Below are 15,455 nucleotides of genomic sequence, written 5' to 3' on the forward strand. Positions count from 1 at the left end.
TTCGCCATGGGTTGCGTGGAAGCGACGGGCGGGCAGAGGTACTGCGAAAAGAAGCGTGTAAGCAGGTTGGACACCGCACTTGTCGTTTATTTTCGGTCTTCTCTACACGGCGCTGGTGGCGATTCCAGGCAATTCGGTAAACTGGCGAACCCCCGTAGGACGGCCTCGCGTCCTGGAGAATTGCGAAGGTCAGTGACTGGCGCACAGCCTGATTCCACTGGCCTGCCGCTTATGGCGGCGTTCGCGACTATAGCAGCAATGATTAAGTGCTTCAATTCCATAAAAATTGTATGATTGCGCCATGACAACCAATACCTCTCCGACTTCCGGCGTTCAGCTGATTGAAGTCGCGCCGGAACTTGCCGGCCAGCGTATCGACAACTTTCTCATCACAGCCCTCAAGGGTGTGCCCAAGACCTTGGTCTATCGCATCCTGCGCAAGGGCGAGGTGCGGGTGAACAAGGGTCGGGTCAAGCCCGAGTACAAGATCCAGGCGGGCGACATCGTGCGGGTGCCGCCCGTGCGACTGCCTGAGCGCGACGAGCCGGCCCCGGTGGCCCAGGGGCTGCTACAGCGGCTCGAAGCTGCCATCGTTCACGAAGACAAGGCGTTGATCGTGATGAACAAGCCTGCCGGGATCGCCGTGCATGGCGGTAGCGGGCTGAGCTTCGGCGTGATCGAGGCGCTGCGTCAGTTGCGCCCCGATGCCAAGGAGCTGGAGCTGGTGCATCGCCTGGACCGGGACACCTCGGGCCTGCTGATGATTGCCAAGAAGCGCAGCATGCTGCGCCACCTGCATGCTGCGCTGCGCGGGGATGGCGTGGACAAGCGCTACATGGCCCTGGTGCGCGGTCACTGGCCCACCGCGAAGAAGCAAGTCAATGCACCGCTGCTCAAGAGCAACCTGCGCTCAGGCGAGCGTATGGTCGAAGTCAATGACGAAGGTAAGGAAGCGCTGACCCTGTTCCGTGTGCTGCGCCGCTTCGGCGACTTCGCCACCCTCGTGGAGGCGCGCCCGATCACGGGCCGTACTCACCAGATTCGTGTGCATGCCCTGCATGCCGGGCACATGATCGCGGGGGACAGCAAGTATGGCGACGAGGATTTCAGTCGCGAAATCCGCGACCTGGGCGGCAAGCGGCTTTTCCTGCACGCCTACGCACTGACGGTGCCGCTTCCGGACGGTGGGGAGCTCAAGCTGGAGGCGCCCGTGGATGAAATGTGGGCCAAGACCGTGGAGCGTTTGAGTGCGCCGTGACTACACGCTGCTGATCTTCGACTGGGACGGTACCCTGGCCGACTCCGTCGGGCGCATCGTCGAGGCCATGCAGGTCGCTGCCAAGCGTGCCGGCCAAGCGCCCATTCAGGAACAGGCCATCAAGGGGATCATCGGGCTGTCGCTGGCTGAGGCGATCCACACCCTTTATCCGCACCTGACGCATGAGCAGGTGGAGCGGTTTCGTCAGCATTATGCCGATGTCTACACGGCACTCGATCAGCAGCCTTCGCCGCTGTTCGACGGCGTCGCCGAATCGCTGGCCGCCTTTCGCGCCGAGGGCTATCGAATGGCGGTGGCTACCGGCAAGGCGCGCCGCGGCCTCGACAGAGTGCTCAAGGCCAATGGCCTTGAGCGGTTTTTCGATATCACGCGTGCGGCGGATGAGACGCGCGGCAAGCCGCACCCCTTGATGCTCGAACAAATACTTGACCACTGCGGTGTCGAACCGGGTCGTGCGCTGATGGTCGGAGATTCTGCGTTCGATCTGCAGATGGCCAGCAACGCGGGGATGCACTGCGTGGCCGTGGGTTATGGCGCGATGTCACTCCAGGCGCTGGCCGAGTTCGGGCCACAGGTTTGCATCGATCACTTTGGCCAGCTGCGTCAGTGGCTGTCCGGTTCCACAGGTTCATTTTCGAGGTAGGTGAGCATGGCAGGCGAATGGAAGGCCCCCGAGGCCGAGCCCGAGGAGCGCGAGGAGCGCAAAAGTTGGAAGCTGCTGGAAAGGACCTTGCTGGCGGGCATCCAGGAGCAGCGCCGGTCGCGACGCTGGGGTATCTTTTTCAAGCTGCTGACGTTCATCTACCTCTTTGGCATCCTGGCGCTGTTCCTGCCCTGGACCGACATGGACAAGGCTGCCTCGCGCGGTGCCAGTCATACGGCCCTTGTGGAAGTGCGCGGGGTCATCGCCGACCAGGAGGCTGCCAGTGCCGACAACATCGTCAAAGGCCTGCGCGATGCCTTCAAGGATGGCAAGACCAAAGCCGTGGTCCTGCGCATCAACAGCCCGGGCGGCAGCCCTGTTCAGGCGGGCTATGTGTATGACGAGATTCGCCGCCTGCGTGCCGAGCACCCCGGCGTGAAGCTGTACGCCGTCATCACCGACCTGGGTGCGTCAGGAGCCTATTACATCGCCAGTGCGGCCGATGAGATCTATGCCGACAAGGCCAGTCTGGTCGGGTCGATCGGCGTGACGGCTGCGGGCTACGGTTTCGTAGGTGCCATGGACAAGCTCGGCGTGGAGCGCCGGCTCTATACGTCCGGTGAGCACAAGGCATTTCTCGATCCGTTCTCGCCGCAGAAGCCTGAAGAAACTCAATTCTGGCAGGGTGTGCTGGACACCACCCACAACCAGTTCATCGCCATGGTCAAGCAAGGGCGAGGCGAGCGACTCAAGGACAAGGATCACCCGGAGCTGTTCAGCGGCCTGGTCTGGTCCGGCGAGCAGGCCAAGGCGCTTGGTCTGATCGATGGCCTGGGCAGCGCCAGCTATGTGGCGCGTGAGGTGGTGGGCGAAAAGGATCTGGTTGATTTCACCGTGCAGGAATCGCCCTTTGACCGTTTCTCCAAGCGCATGGGTGCCAGCGTGGCAGAGCGCTTGGCCATGTGGATGGGTTTCCAGGGCCCGCAACTGCGCTAAGGCCAGTCGCCTTTGTGGGGGCGGTGCACGCCCCCTGGTCTGGCTACGGGACGCGCACCCCTTCCAAGGCCAGCATGTCGACGAGCCGTATCAGTGGGAGCCCCACCAGGCTGGTCGCATCGCGCCCCTCGGTGCTTTCGAACAGGCTCACGCCAAGCCCTTCGGCCTTGAAGCTTCCGGCGCAGTCGAGGGGCATTTCCGCTGCCACGTAGCGCTCGATGCGTTCACGGTCCAGCACCCGCAGCTTCACGGTAAACGGCACGCAGTCCACCTGGCACTGCCCGGTGGCGCTGTTGAGCAGCGCCACTGCGGTAAGAAACGTCACCTGTTGGCCGCTGCAGGCGAGCAACTGTTCGCAGGCTCGCTCGACCGTGTGGGGTTTGCCCAGAATGTGCTCGCCTAGCACTGCGACCTGGTCCGAGCCGATGATCAAGTGGTTCGGGTGGCTGCCTGCAAGGGCTTGGGCTTTTTGCATGGCCAGGCGCCGGACCAGGTCGATTGCAGGCTCTGCTGGCTGGCGCGTTTCGTCTATGTCAGGGCTTGCCCAGGTAAACGGAAGCTGCAAGCGCGCGAGTAGCTCGCGACGATAAAGGGAACTGGAAGCCAGTAACAGTGCAAGCATGGTAAGCTCCTGATTCGGTTGAACCCATCCTATCACGCACGATGCCACCAAATTCCTTTGACAGGGACGGGGGGCATCCCTAGAATGCTGCGCCTATGTTGAATGACCCGATTCCACCTCACGTTGACCCGCGCAAATTGGCTGATCGTGGCGTAACCCTTGGCGGTTCGCTACCACTCGCTGATTTGGAAAGACTCTGCGACCCGCTTTCCGACGATGTCGGTATGGTGCAGGCGAAGTTCGATTTTGAACGAGACGAACAGCACACTGTGGTTATCCACAGCGAGCTGGATGTCGAGGTCAAGATGGTTTGCCAGCGTTGTCTTGAGCTGGTCACCCTGCCGATCCACAGCGAGTGTACCTACGCCGTGGTGAAGGAGGGTGCGAATACCCAGTCGTTGCCGAAAGGCTATGACGTGCTGGAACTGGGCGAAGATCCTTTGGATCTGCAGGCGCTGATCGAGGAAGAGCTGTTGCTCGCCTTGCCCATCGTGCCTGCTCATCATCCGGAAGAATGCCAGCAGCCGGCGGGCGCAGACGAGCCCGACTCGAGCAAGGACGAGGTATCGCGGTCCAACCCGTTCAGTGTTTTGGCGCAGTTAAAGCGTGACCCAAACGTTTAGGAGTTAATCAATTATGGCTGTTCAGCAGAACAAAAAATCCCGCTCTGCCCGTGACATGCGTCGTTCGCACGATGCCCTGTCGGAAAACGCGCTGTCGGTAGAGAAGTCCACCGGCGAAGTGCACCTGCGCCACCACGTTTCGCCAGAAGGCGTATACCGTGGTCGCAAAGTGATCGATAAGGGCGCTGACGAGTAATCCTTGTCCGCTCAGATCATCGCGATCGACGCAATGGGCGGGGACTTCGGTCCCCGCAGCATTGTCCAGGCTAGCATCGCCTGCCTGTCGGCTACCCCCTCGCTTCACCTGACCCTCGTCGGTCAATCCTCCCTCCTGGAAGATCTTGTCAGCGGCTTTTCAGCTGCCGATCGCGCGCGCCTGCAGATTCTCGGTGCCGCAGAAGTGATCGGTATGGACGAGCGGCCTTCACAGGCATTGCGCGGCAAACCCGATTCATCCATGCGTGTTGCCTTGGAATTGGTGCGTGACGGCAAGGCCCAGGCCTGTGTCAGCGCCGGTAATACCGGGGCCCTGATGGCGCTGTCTCGCGCCGTGCTCAAGACCCTGCCAGGCATTGATCGTCCAGCCATGGTGGCTGCCATCCCGACACGCACCGGCTACTGCCAGTTGCTTGACCTTGGCGCCAATGTCGACTGCACGGCCGAGCAGCTTTACCAGTTTGCGGTCATGGGGTCGGTGGCGGCGCAGGCGCTGGGCGTGCAGCGCCCCCGAGTGGCACTGCTGAACGTAGGTACCGAAGACATAAAGGGTAACCAGCAAGTCAGGCTGGCGGCGAACCTGTTGCAAGGGGCTCGCGGCCTCAATTACGTCGGCTTCATCGAAGGTGACGGCTTGTACAGAGGGGCCGCGGACGTGGTGGTCTGCGACGGCTTCGTTGGCAATATCCTGCTCAAGTCCAGCGAAGGGTTGGCCACCATGGTTGCGCAGCGTATCGAGCAGACCTTCAGGCGCGGCCTGTTGTCGCGCCTGGCGGGCGCTGTGGCCATGCCGCTGCTTAAACGCGTGCAGGCCGATCTGGCCCCGGCGCGTCACAACGGTGCCAGCTTTCTGGGGTTGCAGGGCATCGTCGTCAAAAGCCACGGCGCGGCAGGCGTTGAGGGGTTTCAGAGTGCGATCCAGCGCGCCCTGATCGAAATTCAGGAGAATTTGCCCGGGCGCCTTCATGGTCGCCTGGAGGATTTACTCAAGTAATGTGATGCGAGCCCGCGCTTAGCGGTCTTGCCGACGAAATGCTTAAATGTGACCGCAGGGTTTCGGTCTTCATCCAAATGTTCAGATTCCGCGCCTGGCATGCGCCAGGCGCCTCTATCCGACGACAAGATCATAAGGGCTTGTTCAATGTCTGCATCTCTCGCATTCGTCTTTCCAGGTCAAGGTTCCCAGTCGCTGGGCATGCTCGCAGAACTCGGCGCCGAGAAGCCGGTGATCATCGAGACCTTCAAGGAAGCTTCCGAGGCGCTGGGTTACGACCTCTGGAAACTGGTTCAGGAAGGTCCGCAAGAGCAACTCGATCAGACTGATAAGACCCAGCCAGCCATTCTGACAGCCTCCATTGCGCTGTGGCGCCTTTGGCTCGAGGAGGGCGGCGCCAAGCCTGCATTCGTCTCGGGTCATAGCCTGGGCGAGTACAGTGCCTTGGTCGCAGCGGGCAGCATCAGCCTCAAGGACGCCGTTCGCCTGGTCGAGCGCCGCGGCCAACTGATGCAGGAAGCCGTGCCTGCCGGGCACGGTGCCATGGCCGCAATCCTGGGGCTGGACGACGCCGTCGTGGTGCAGATCTGCACCGAAGCGGCTGAAGACGAGGTCGTCAGCGCGGTCAATTTCAATTCGCCGGGCCAAGTGGTGATTGCCGGTAACAAAGCCGCAGTGGACCGGGCCATGGAGCTGTGCAAGGCAAAGGGCGCCAAGCGCGCCTTGCCGCTGGCAGTCAGCGTACCGTCGCACTGCGCGCTGATGAAGCCTGCGGCCGAACGATTTGCCGCCGCGATCAATACCATCGATTGGCAGGCGCCACAGATTCCGGTTGTGCAGAACGTGACAGCCGCCATCGCACCCGATCTGGATGCGCTCAAGCGTGATCTGCTGGCTCAGCTGTACCAGCCCGTGCGCTGGGTCGAGTGCGTCCAGGCGCTGGCTGCCACCGGTGCGGTCAACCTGGTCGAGTGCGGTCCGGGCAAGGTCCTGGCTGGCCTCAACAAGCGCTGCGCCGATGGCGTAACCACCTACAACCTCAACACCCCTGACGCCGTTGCCGCCACGCGTGCGGCACTGGCCTGATTTGGAGAAGCTTGCATGAGCCTGCAAGGTAAAGTTGCACTGGTCACTGGCGCCAGCCGTGGCATTGGCCAGGCCATCGCCCTGGAACTGGGTCGCCAAGGCGCCACCGTCATCGGTACTGCGACCTCGGCCTCCGGTGCCGAGCGTATCGCCGCGACCCTGAAGGAGCATGGCATTGCCGGTACCGGCATGGAGCTGAACGTGACCAGCGCCGAATCGGTTGATTCGGTACTGTCGGCCATTGGCGAGCAGTTCGGTGCGCCGACCATTCTGGTGAACAATGCGGGTATCACGCGTGACAACCTGATGCTGCGCATGAAGGACGACGAGTGGTTCGATGTCATCGATACCAACCTTAATAGTCTCTACCGTCTGTCCAAGGGCGTGTTGCGCGGCATGACCAAGGCGCGCTGGGGTCGTATCATCAGCATCGGCTCGGTGGTCGGCGCCATGGGTAACGCTGGCCAGGCCAACTATGCGGCGGCCAAGGCCGGTCTCGAAGGCTTCAGTCGCGCCCTGGCGCGTGAAGTGGGCTCGCGCGGTATCACCGTCAACTCGGTCACGCCGGGCTTCATCGATACCGACATGACCCGCGAGCTGCCAGAAGCGCAGCGCGAAGCCCTGCAGACCCAGATTCCGCTGGGCCGCCTGGGTCAGGCAGATGAAATCGCCAAGGTGGTTTCGTTCCTGGCCTCTGACGGTGCAGCGTACGTGACGGGCGCAACCGTGCCCGTCAACGGCGGGATGTACATGTAATATCGCCGGTCAATGTGACGGATTTCGTAAAAAAAGAGTCATACTGCGAGCCTAAAATCCGTTATAAAGCTGCAATCAGATTCCAGGCGGCTGGTCGTGGGACTAGGCTGAAGGCGCGTTGAGCTTGAAAAGCGAACGTTCTTCTATAAAATTAGCCACCGGCCAGCTGCCTGACATATATCCATTAGGAGTGAAAACTAGGTATGAGCACCATCGAAGAACGCGTCAAGAAAATCGTCGCCGAGCAACTGGGCGTCAAGGAAGAAGAAGTGACCAACGAGAAGTCCTTCGTCGATGACCTGGGTGCCGATTCGCTTGACACCGTTGAGCTGGTGATGGCTCTGGAAGAGGAATTCGAGACCGAGATTCCTGACGAAGAAGCCGAGAAGATCACTACCGTTCAAGCTGCCATCGAATACGTCAACAGCCACCAGGCCTAAGACGCTGTAGTCGACGCTTCTTGTCGGGAAAAACCGCACTGCCTTGACTGGCGTGCGGTTTTTTCTTTGCAAGCTTCGGCTGTCGCCGTGTCGGCTGCCAAGCCCCGCATCAAGAGCTTGTTGCCATTTCATTCCGTCCAACTGGATGCAATGGCAAGAAACTCTGTCATTAGAAAAGGAGAGTACTGTGTCGCGTAGACGCGTCGTGGTCACCGGTATGGGCATGCTGTCGCCACTGGGTACGGATGTACCGAGCACGTGGCAGGGCATTCTGGCTGGCCGCAGTGGCATCGGTCCGATCGAGCATACGGATCTTTCTGCCTACTCCACCCGTTTTGGTGGCTCGGTGAAGGGCTTCGAGGTTGAACAATACTTGTCGGCCAAAGAGGCTCGCAAGCTGGACCTGTTCATTCAGTACGGCTTGGCAGCCGGTTTTCAGGCAGTGCGCAACGCTGGCCTGGAAGTGACCGACGCCAACCGTGAGCGCATCGGCGTGGCCATGGGCTCGGGCATCGGTGGCCTGACCAATATCGAGCAGACCAGCCGTACATTGCACGACGCAGGCCCTCGGCGTATCTCGCCGTTCTTCGTCCCTGGCTCGATCATCAACATGATCTCCGGCTTCCTGTCGATCCATCTGGGTCTGCAAGGGCCGAACTACGCCATCGCCACAGCCTGTACCACCGGTACCCATTGCATCGGCATGGCTGCGCGCAATATTGCGCACGGTGAGGCCGATGTCATGATCGCCGGCGGCGCTGAAATGGCCGCCTGTGGGCTGGGCATGGGCGGGTTTGGCGCATCGCGCGCGCTTTCTACCCGCAACGATGAGCCTGCGCGGGCCAGTCGTCCCTGGGACAAAGGCCGTGACGGCTTCGTCCTGTCCGACGGGGCCGGTGCATTGGTGCTCGAAGAGCTCGAGCACGCCAAGGCGCGGGGTGCAACGATCTACGCCGAGCTCGTAGGGTTTGGCATGAGCGGCGATGCCTATCACATGACGTCGCCGCCCGAATCGGGTGAAGGTGCAGCCCGTTGCATGGTCAATGCCCTGCGCGATGCCGGCGTGCAGCCTCAGGAAGTCAGCTACATCAACGCCCACGGCACCTCGACACCGGCTGGAGACCTGGCCGAAGTGGCAGCCATCAAGCGCGTGTTCGGCGAGCATGCCTATAAGCTGGCCGTCAGCTCCACCAAGTCGATGACCGGGCACCTGCTGGGGGCTGCCGGTGCGGTGGAGGCGATCTTTAGCGTATTGGCGATCAACAGCCAGATGGCGCCGCCGACCATAAACCTGGATGAGCCAGACGAAGGCTGTGACCTGGACTTCGTGCCGCACCAGGCCCGCAGCATGCCAATCGATGTCGTGCTGTCCAATTCGTTCGGCTTTGGTGGCACCAACGGCTCCCTGGTGTTCCGCCGGTTCGCCGAGTGATGCAAAGCTGGGTCGATGGCACGCCTGCGGCTGCGATCAACCTGCACAACCGCGGGTTGGCCTACGGGGATGGTCTGTTCGAGACGTTCGCTGTACGCCATGGGCGGCCCTTGCTGCTGGATGAGCACATGGCGCGTCTGGCACTGGGCTGTCAGCGCCTGTCCATCGCCACTGACGTGGCCCTGGTGGCCGATGAGGTAAGGCGCTATGCCGCTCAGCTGGGTGAGGGCGTGGCCAAGCTGATCCTGACCCGCGGCGACAGCCAGCGCGGATACGCACCCGCGGCCGGTGTCGCGGCGCGGCGTATCCTGCAAGCCAGCCCGTTGCCCAGCTACCCAGCCGAACACGCCGACGTGGGCGTGCGCCTGTTCATGTGCCAGACCCGGCTTGGGGAACAACCCTTGCTGGCAGGGCTCAAACACCTCAACCGCCTCGAGCAGGTGCTGGCACGTTCCGAATGGCAGGATGGCGAACATGCCGAAGGCCTGATGCGTGACGGGCAGGGCAGGCTGATCGAAGGTGTCTACAGCAACCTGTTTCTGGTTAAGCAAGGCACGCTTCTTACTGCCAGGCTTGATCGTTGCGGGGTGGCAGGCGTGATGCGCGCCGCACTGCTGGCGCGGGCGAAGATGATGAACATCCCGGTGCAAGTGCGTGACCTGGCGTTCGATGAGCTCGCACAAGCTGATGAAGTATTCGTTTGCAATAGTGTCTACGGCATCTGGCCCGTCCGCGCCGCAGGCGCGCTAAACTGGCGGCCTGGCCCGCTCACCCGTACGTTGCAGGCCATTGCCCGTACGTTACTGGAAACCTGAATTCGTGAGACGTAAATTCCTGCTGCTGCTGGAAATGTGCCTGATCGTCATGGGCCTGGCCCTTGGCTGGTCGGCCTGGAAGGTCCATTCGGTGCTGGATCAGCCTGTGCATGTGGCACAGGAACGCCTGCTGGATGTGCCCAATGGCGCTACGCCCAATCGCATGTTCTACCGCATGCAACAAGAGGGGCTGTTGGGCGACGCGCTATGGCTCAGGTTGTACTGGCGCTTCAACATGGCCGGGGTGCCACTGCATACGGGCGAGTATCGCCTGACGCCCGGCATGACCGTGAAACAGCTTTTCGACGCCTGGCAGCGGGCCGACGTGGTGCAATACAACCTGACCCTGGTCGAAGGCTGGACGTTTCGCCAAGTGCGCGCGGCCGTGGCCAAGCACGAAAAGATCAAGCAGACCCTTGATGGCCTCTCTGATGCCGAAGTCATGGAAAAGCTGGGGCACGCTGGCGTTTTCCCGGAAGGCCGTTTCTTTCCGGACACCTATCGCTTCGTGCGCGGCATGAGCGATGTGGAACTGTTGCAGCAAGCCTACATGCGCCTGGAAGAGGTGCTGGCCCGTGAGTGGGCCGAGCGCGCCCGCGACCTGCCGTACCGCGACCCCTACCAGGCACTGATCATGGCCTCGCTGGTGGAAAAGGAAACCGGTATTCCACAGGAGCGCGGGCAAATCGCTGGCGTATTCGTCCGCCGCCTGCGCCTGGGCATGATGCTGCAGACCGATCCGACGGTCATCTATGGCATGGGCGAGCGCTACAACGGCCGCATTACACGCGCTGATTTGCGCCAGCCAACGCCTTACAACACCTACACCATGACGGGGCTGCCGCCAACGCCTATTGCGATGGTCGGGCGTGAGGCCATCCATGCGGCATTGAACCCGGCAGATGGCACCAGCCTTTACTTCGTTGCGCGCGGTGATGGTAGTCACGTTTTTTCCGATGACCTGGACGACCACAATTCTGCTGTGCGCGAGTTTCAGCTCAAGCGTCGGGCCGATTACCGTTCAAGCCCTGGCACCGCTCAGCCGACACCCTCGAACGATGCAGCGCCGTCCGGTTCATCTCAAGTGCCTGAGGCGGGAGCATCGGATGATCCATCTGCTCCAGCCGCTGCGCCTGAACAGGGCAAGGTCGAGAGCGATCGGGCAACCGAACCGTCGGCGCTCGACGCCCCCCAATAAGGACTGTTTGTGAGCGGCTTGTTTATTACATTGGAAGGCCCCGAAGGCGCGGGCAAAAGTACTAACCGGGAATACCTGGCTGCCCGGCTGCGCGAGCAAGGGCTGGACGTGGTGCTGACCCGCGAGCCAGGCGGCACGCCCTTGGCTGAAAAGATTCGTGAGCTGTTGTTGTCGCCGAGCGATGAAGTCATGCACGCCGATACTGAGCTTTTGTTGGTGTTCGCTGCACGCGCTCAACACCTTGCACAAGTGATCCGCCCGGCGTTGGCGGGTGGGGCGGTGGTGCTGTGTGACCGGTTCACAGACGCTACTTACGCCTATCAAGGGGGCGGGCGCAGCTTGCCTGTCGAGCGTATCGCGACGCTTGAGCAGTTCGTGCAGGACGACCTTCGTCCTGACCTGACCCTGGTATTCGATCTGCCCGTCGAAGTAGGCCTGGCCCGCGCTGCAGCGCGAGGGCGGCTGGACCGGTTCGAGCAGGAAGGGCAGGCGTTTTTCGAAGCGGTCCGCCGCGCCTACCTGGATCGCGCAGCCGCGGCGCCACAACGCTACACGCTGCTGGATGCATCGCAGCCGCTGGCGGACGTCCAGCAAGCGTTGGACAGGCTGCTGCCAGGTATCGTGGAGCGCTGCCGTGGCTGACGCCTACCCTTGGCAGCAGACACTGTGGGAGCAACTGGCTGGCCGCGCCCAGCATGCCCATGCCTATCTGCTGCACGGCCCGAAGGGGATAGGCAAGCATGATCTGGCCGAGCGCCTGATGGCGCGGCTGCTGTGCCAGCGCCCTAATGGCACCCTGGCTTGCGGCCAGTGCAAGTCCTGCCACCTGCTCAAGGCCGGTAGTCACCCCGACAACTTCATGCTTGAACCTGAAGAGCTGGACAAGCCGATCAAGGTGGACCAGGTCCGCGAACTGGTTGCCTTCGTCGCTCAGACCGCGCAGTTGGGTGGGCGCAAGGTGGTCATGATCGAGCCTGTCGAATCCATGAACGTCAACGCGTCCAATGCACTTCTCAAAAGCCTTGAGGAGCCTTCCGGCGACACGGTGCTGCTGCTGGTGACCCATCAACCCAGCCGCTTGCTGCCTACCATCAAGAGCCGGTGCCAGCAGGTTACCTGTCCACTGCCGACCAAGGCCCAGAGCCATGCCTGGTTGGCCAGCGCCTTGCCGGAGACCGATCAGGCCCGGCGCGACGATCTGTTGACCTTGTCTGCCGGTTCGCCGCTGTTGGCCCTGAGTCTTCATCAGCAAGGCGTGCATGAACAGCGCGCCCTGGTGACCGAAGGCGTAAAGAAGCTGCTCAAGCAGCAGCAATCGCCCAGCCAGTTGGCCGACGCATGGACAGCCGTGCCGTTGTTGATAGTGTTCGATTGGTTTTTCGACTGGGCCCAGTTGATCCTGCGCTACCAGTTGACCGAGGACGACGATGAGCTCGGCATGGCCGACATGCGCAAGGTGGTGCAATACCTTGCGCAAAAGAGCCGTCCGGCCAAAGTCCTCGAGGTCCAGGCCTGGATCCTTGAGCAGCGTCAGAAAGTGCTGGGCAAGGCAAACCTGAATCGTGCTTTGCTGATCGAATCGTTGCTGGCCCATTGGCTACAATTGCCCACTGGGCGCTGACTTTAATTCTTATCCGTGTGTGTACCCATGCTTGTAGATTCCCATTGCCATCTTGACCGCCTTGACCTCAGCGCCCATGGGGGTTCGCTCGATGCTGCCTTGCAGGCGGCGCGTGCTCGTGGTGTCGGGCACTTCCTGTGCATCGGTGTCAGTGCCGAAAATGCAGGCGCAGTCAAGGCCTTGACCGAGCAATACAGCGATGTGGATTGCTCGGTAGGCGTTCACCCGCTGGACCTGGCGCCGGGTGCAGCGCCTGCTTTGGACTGGCTGTTGACCGAATTGGCTCATCCCCATGTGGTGGCGATCGGTGAAACCGGCCTGGATTACCATTACGAGCCGGAAGCTGCCGAGTTGCAGCAGGCCTCATTTCGCTTGCACCTGGAAGCTTCGCGGCAGACGGGAAAACCGGTGATCGTGCATACCCGAGCGGCCCGTGCCGATACCTTGGCACTATTGCGTGAGGCGAACTTGTCCCAGGCGGGCGTTCTGCACTGCTTTACCGAAGACTGGGAAATGGCCAAGGCGGCTTTGGATCTTGGGTATTACATTTCGCTTTCGGGGATCGTCACATTCCGTAATGCCGAGGCGTTGAGGGACGTGGCGCGGCAAGTGCCGGCGGATCGGCTCTTGGTGGAAACCGACTCGCCCTATCTGGCGCCTATTCCTTATCGGGGTAAACCCAACCTGCCCCAATATGTACGGGAAGTGGCTGAATATGTGGCCTCATTGCGGTGTGTCAGTTATGAACAGTTGGCTGAGCAGACCACCACAAACTTCAAGCGGTTATTTCCGTTGGCAAGGGCTCACTAGGGCGCGCACCCTAAGTTAACGTTGCAGTTGCAGTTGCAGTTGCAGTTGCAGTTGCAGTTGCAGTTGCAGTTGCAGTTGCAGTTGCAGTTGCTTTGGCTTTTGCTTCTAAGCGCGCGGTAGTCCAGGCGCCGCAGATCGCGACTTCAGGAGGCCGAGCGCAGGGCTTGCGGAGGGAGGTGACAGGCATGGATGCCTGTCAAGCGCTGGGCCCCAGGATGGGGCCTGCAGCGCGGTCCTCCCGGGAGCAAGCCCGGAGCGAGGGAACCCCGGAGCGTAGCGTAGGGGCCGGATGATAGGAGCAGGCGGTTTTTGCTTACTTTTTGACAAGACCCTCCATGTCAGGATAGTTGTCGCCCCGTTCAACAGATGGAGGGCTAGGATTGTCTCATGAAGCAACGACGCTATACCGCTGAGGAAAGAGCCTGGGCGCTGGAGCAAATGTCGGCACCGATCAGCCGTACGGTCGTAGAGCTGGCCAAGCAAACAGGCATCACTGCTGTCACACTCAGGACTTGGCGTAACGAAGCCAAGACCCAAGGAGCACAGATGGCAGGAACAGGTAAGCGCAACGGGCGCTGGAGCAGCGCTGACAAGTTCAGGGCAGTGCTCCAGACAGCCGCAATGAGCGAGGCAGAGATTTCGGCATACTGCCGTACCGCAGGCATTGTGCCGGCGGACTTGGTGTTGTGGCGTGCAGCGTGTGAGCAAGCCAATACGCCTACCCAGCAGGAACCCGCCAAAGATATTGCTTCGGTCAAGCGTATCGAGCAATTGGAGCGTGAGCTGCGGCGCAAAGAAAAGGCTTTGGCAGAAACGGCAGCGTTGTTGGTGCTGCGAAAAAAGGCCAATGCGATCTGGGGCAAGGGCGAGGACGAATGACCAGCGCCGCAGATCGCACCACTGCCCTTGAGTTGATCGATGCGGCTATCGAGTCAGGCGCTCGTCAGCGTGCAGCCTGCACAGAGCTGGGCATCACCGAGCGCACCTTGCAGCGGTGGCGCAACCAACCTAAAGACCGGCGGCCTGAAACGAGTCGCCCAACGCCGGCCAACAAACTGAGCGAGCAGGAGCGGCTGGCGGTTCTGGCAGCAGCCAATCGTCCTGACTGTGCAGGCCTCACTCCACATGAAATCGTGCCGAAGTTGGCAGATGAAGGCCTTTACTTGGCCTCAGAATCCACCTTTTATCGAGTGCTCAAGTCAGCAGGCCAGGCACATCGGCGTGGACGCGGCAGAAAGCCCCAAGCCAGGCCGCTCACCACGCACAGGGCAGACGGCCCGAACCAGGTTTGGTGCTGGGATATCACCTGGCTGCCCAGCACAGTCAAAGGCCGTTACTTCTACTGGTACATGGTCAAAGATATCTACAGCCGCAAGCTGGTCATGAATGAGGTGCATGAGGCAGAGAGCGCTGAACATGCCAGCGTCTTGCTGGAACGTGCCTGTCTGCGTGAAGCAATCCGCCCGGAAACATTGGTGCTTCATTCAGACAATGGCAGCGCCATGAAAGGCGCGACAATGCTGGCCGCTCTGCGTGATCTGGGTGTGCTGCCATCGTTTAGCCGCCCGCGGGTCAGCAACGATAACGCCTATGCCGAAGCCTTGTTCCGTACGGCCAAGTACTGCTCGCGATGGCCAGGCCTGCCGTTTGAATCACTGGACGAGGCTCGGGTATGGGTCATGGAGTTTGCTGCCTGGTACAACAACGAACACCGCCATAGCGCGCTTAAATACGTCACTCCTGCGCAGCGACATGGGAGGCAGGATGCTGCTGCGCTGAAGCAGCGTGAACAGGTCTACACGGTGGCTCAGCGTGGGAATCCAGAGCGCTGGGCTCGAGGAATCCGTAGCTGGAAGCTGCCTGACCATGTGTATCTGAATCGTGAGCGAGACGCCCAGCAGCAAGTCGGTTAGGCAAGACACGA

General features: G+C 61.2%; 17 protein-coding genes. 16 read left to right on the top strand and 1 reads right to left on the bottom strand.

All coding sequences use genetic code 11. The features are described 5' to 3' along the window. Positions 1-301: 301 nt before the first annotated feature. Genes rluC through ACF8R3_RS09420 form a run of 3 tightly spaced genes read left to right on the top strand, consistent with a single transcriptional unit; the run spans position 302 to position 2,918 of the window. Complete coding sequence (gene rluC, locus ACF8R3_RS09410) at positions 302-1,258, top strand: 23S rRNA pseudouridine(955/2504/2580) synthase RluC (protein WP_058605749.1); 957 nt, start codon at positions 302-304, stop codon at positions 1,256-1,258. Beyond that, the gene (locus tag ACF8R3_RS09415; protein WP_058637702.1) at positions 1,248-1,922 is read left to right on the top strand and encodes an HAD family hydrolase; all 675 of its coding nucleotides are present in this window, start codon (positions 1,248-1,250) and stop codon (positions 1,920-1,922) included. The genes rluC and ACF8R3_RS09415 overlap by 11 nt, the downstream gene beginning before the upstream one ends. Before the next feature lie 6 nt (positions 1,923-1,928). Beyond that, complete coding sequence (locus tag ACF8R3_RS09420) at positions 1,929-2,918, top strand: S49 family peptidase (RefSeq protein ID WP_058637701.1); 990 nt, start codon at positions 1,929-1,931, stop codon at positions 2,916-2,918. A 43-nt stretch (positions 2,919-2,961) separates the two neighbouring features. Here ACF8R3_RS09420 and ACF8R3_RS09425 read toward each other — a convergent pair whose 3' ends face one another. Continuing rightward, positions 2,962-3,540, bottom strand: a complete 579-nt coding sequence (locus ACF8R3_RS09425) for a nucleoside triphosphate pyrophosphatase (RefSeq protein WP_100851117.1) — start codon at positions 3,538-3,540, stop codon at positions 2,962-2,964. 95 nt (positions 3,541-3,635) lie between these two features. Between ACF8R3_RS09425 and ACF8R3_RS09430 the strand changes: the two genes are divergently transcribed. The 13 genes from ACF8R3_RS09430 to ACF8R3_RS09490 all read left to right on the top strand — a co-directional run bounded on the left by ACF8R3_RS09430 (position 3,636) and on the right by ACF8R3_RS09490 (position 15,444). After that, on the top strand, positions 3,636-4,163 hold the full coding sequence (locus ACF8R3_RS09430; protein WP_058637699.1) for a YceD family protein: 528 nt from the start codon (positions 3,636-3,638) through the stop codon (positions 4,161-4,163). 13 nt (positions 4,164-4,176) lie between these two features. Beyond that, complete coding sequence (rpmF, locus tag ACF8R3_RS09435) at positions 4,177-4,359, top strand: 50S ribosomal protein L32 (RefSeq protein WP_008096416.1); 183 nt, start codon at positions 4,177-4,179, stop codon at positions 4,357-4,359. Positions 4,360-4,362: 3 nt separating this feature from the next. Continuing rightward, complete coding sequence (gene plsX / locus ACF8R3_RS09440) at positions 4,363-5,373, top strand: phosphate acyltransferase PlsX (RefSeq protein WP_078478213.1); 1,011 nt, start codon at positions 4,363-4,365, stop codon at positions 5,371-5,373. A 147-nt stretch (positions 5,374-5,520) separates the two neighbouring features. Continuing rightward, the gene (gene fabD, locus ACF8R3_RS09445; protein WP_392515529.1) at positions 5,521-6,459 is read left to right on the top strand and encodes an ACP S-malonyltransferase; all 939 of its coding nucleotides are present in this window, start codon (positions 5,521-5,523) and stop codon (positions 6,457-6,459) included. 15 nt (positions 6,460-6,474) lie between these two features. After that, positions 6,475-7,215 (top strand): 3-oxoacyl-ACP reductase FabG, encoded by a 741-nt coding sequence (fabG, locus tag ACF8R3_RS09450; protein WP_058605744.1) that lies wholly within the window; start codon positions 6,475-6,477, stop codon positions 7,213-7,215. 203 nt (positions 7,216-7,418) lie between these two features. Beyond that, positions 7,419-7,655: an acyl carrier protein gene (gene acpP, locus ACF8R3_RS09455; RefSeq protein WP_058637696.1), complete on the top strand. Its 237-nt coding sequence runs from the start codon at positions 7,419-7,421 to the stop codon at positions 7,653-7,655. Between the two features lie 187 nt (positions 7,656-7,842). Continuing rightward, entirely contained in the window at positions 7,843-9,087 is a 1,245-nt protein-coding gene (gene fabF / locus ACF8R3_RS09460) for a beta-ketoacyl-ACP synthase II (protein ID WP_058637695.1), read from the top strand. After that, positions 9,087-9,902 carry an aminodeoxychorismate lyase gene (gene pabC / locus ACF8R3_RS09465; RefSeq protein WP_058637694.1) on the top strand — a complete coding sequence of 272 codons (816 nt, stop codon included), beginning with the start codon at positions 9,087-9,089 and terminating at the stop codon, positions 9,900-9,902. The genes fabF and pabC overlap by 1 nt, the downstream gene beginning before the upstream one ends. 4 nt (positions 9,903-9,906) lie before the next feature. Further along, a complete protein-coding gene (gene mltG / locus ACF8R3_RS09470) occupies positions 9,907-11,100 on the top strand; it encodes an endolytic transglycosylase MltG (RefSeq protein WP_196126123.1) in 1,194 nt (397 codons plus the stop codon). A 9-nt stretch (positions 11,101-11,109) separates the two neighbouring features. Next, entirely contained in the window at positions 11,110-11,742 is a 633-nt protein-coding gene (tmk, locus tag ACF8R3_RS09475) for a dTMP kinase (protein ID WP_058637692.1), read from the top strand. After that, positions 11,735-12,721 (top strand): DNA polymerase III subunit delta', encoded by a 987-nt coding sequence (locus ACF8R3_RS09480; RefSeq protein ID WP_392515530.1) that lies wholly within the window; start codon positions 11,735-11,737, stop codon positions 12,719-12,721. Before tmk ends, ACF8R3_RS09480 begins: the two co-directional genes overlap by 8 nt. A 27-nt stretch (positions 12,722-12,748) precedes the next feature. Continuing rightward, a complete protein-coding gene (locus tag ACF8R3_RS09485; RefSeq protein ID WP_182139883.1) occupies positions 12,749-13,531 on the top strand; it encodes a TatD family hydrolase in 783 nt (260 codons plus the stop codon). Positions 13,532-13,918: 387 nt separating this feature from the next. Further along, positions 13,919-15,444 (top strand): IS3 family transposase gene (locus ACF8R3_RS09490; protein WP_392515531.1). Its coding sequence is split into 2 segments (ribosomal slippage): positions 13,919-14,378 and positions 14,378-15,444, totalling 1,527 coding nucleotides; the frame shifts between segments, so codons are not numbered across the junction. Positions 15,445-15,455: the final 11 nt, after the last annotated feature.

It is taken from the genome of Pseudomonas sp. FYR_7, from assembly GCF_043106155.1.
GTDB classification, from domain to species: domain Bacteria; phylum Pseudomonadota; class Gammaproteobacteria; order Pseudomonadales; family Pseudomonadaceae; genus Aquipseudomonas; species Aquipseudomonas parafulva_B.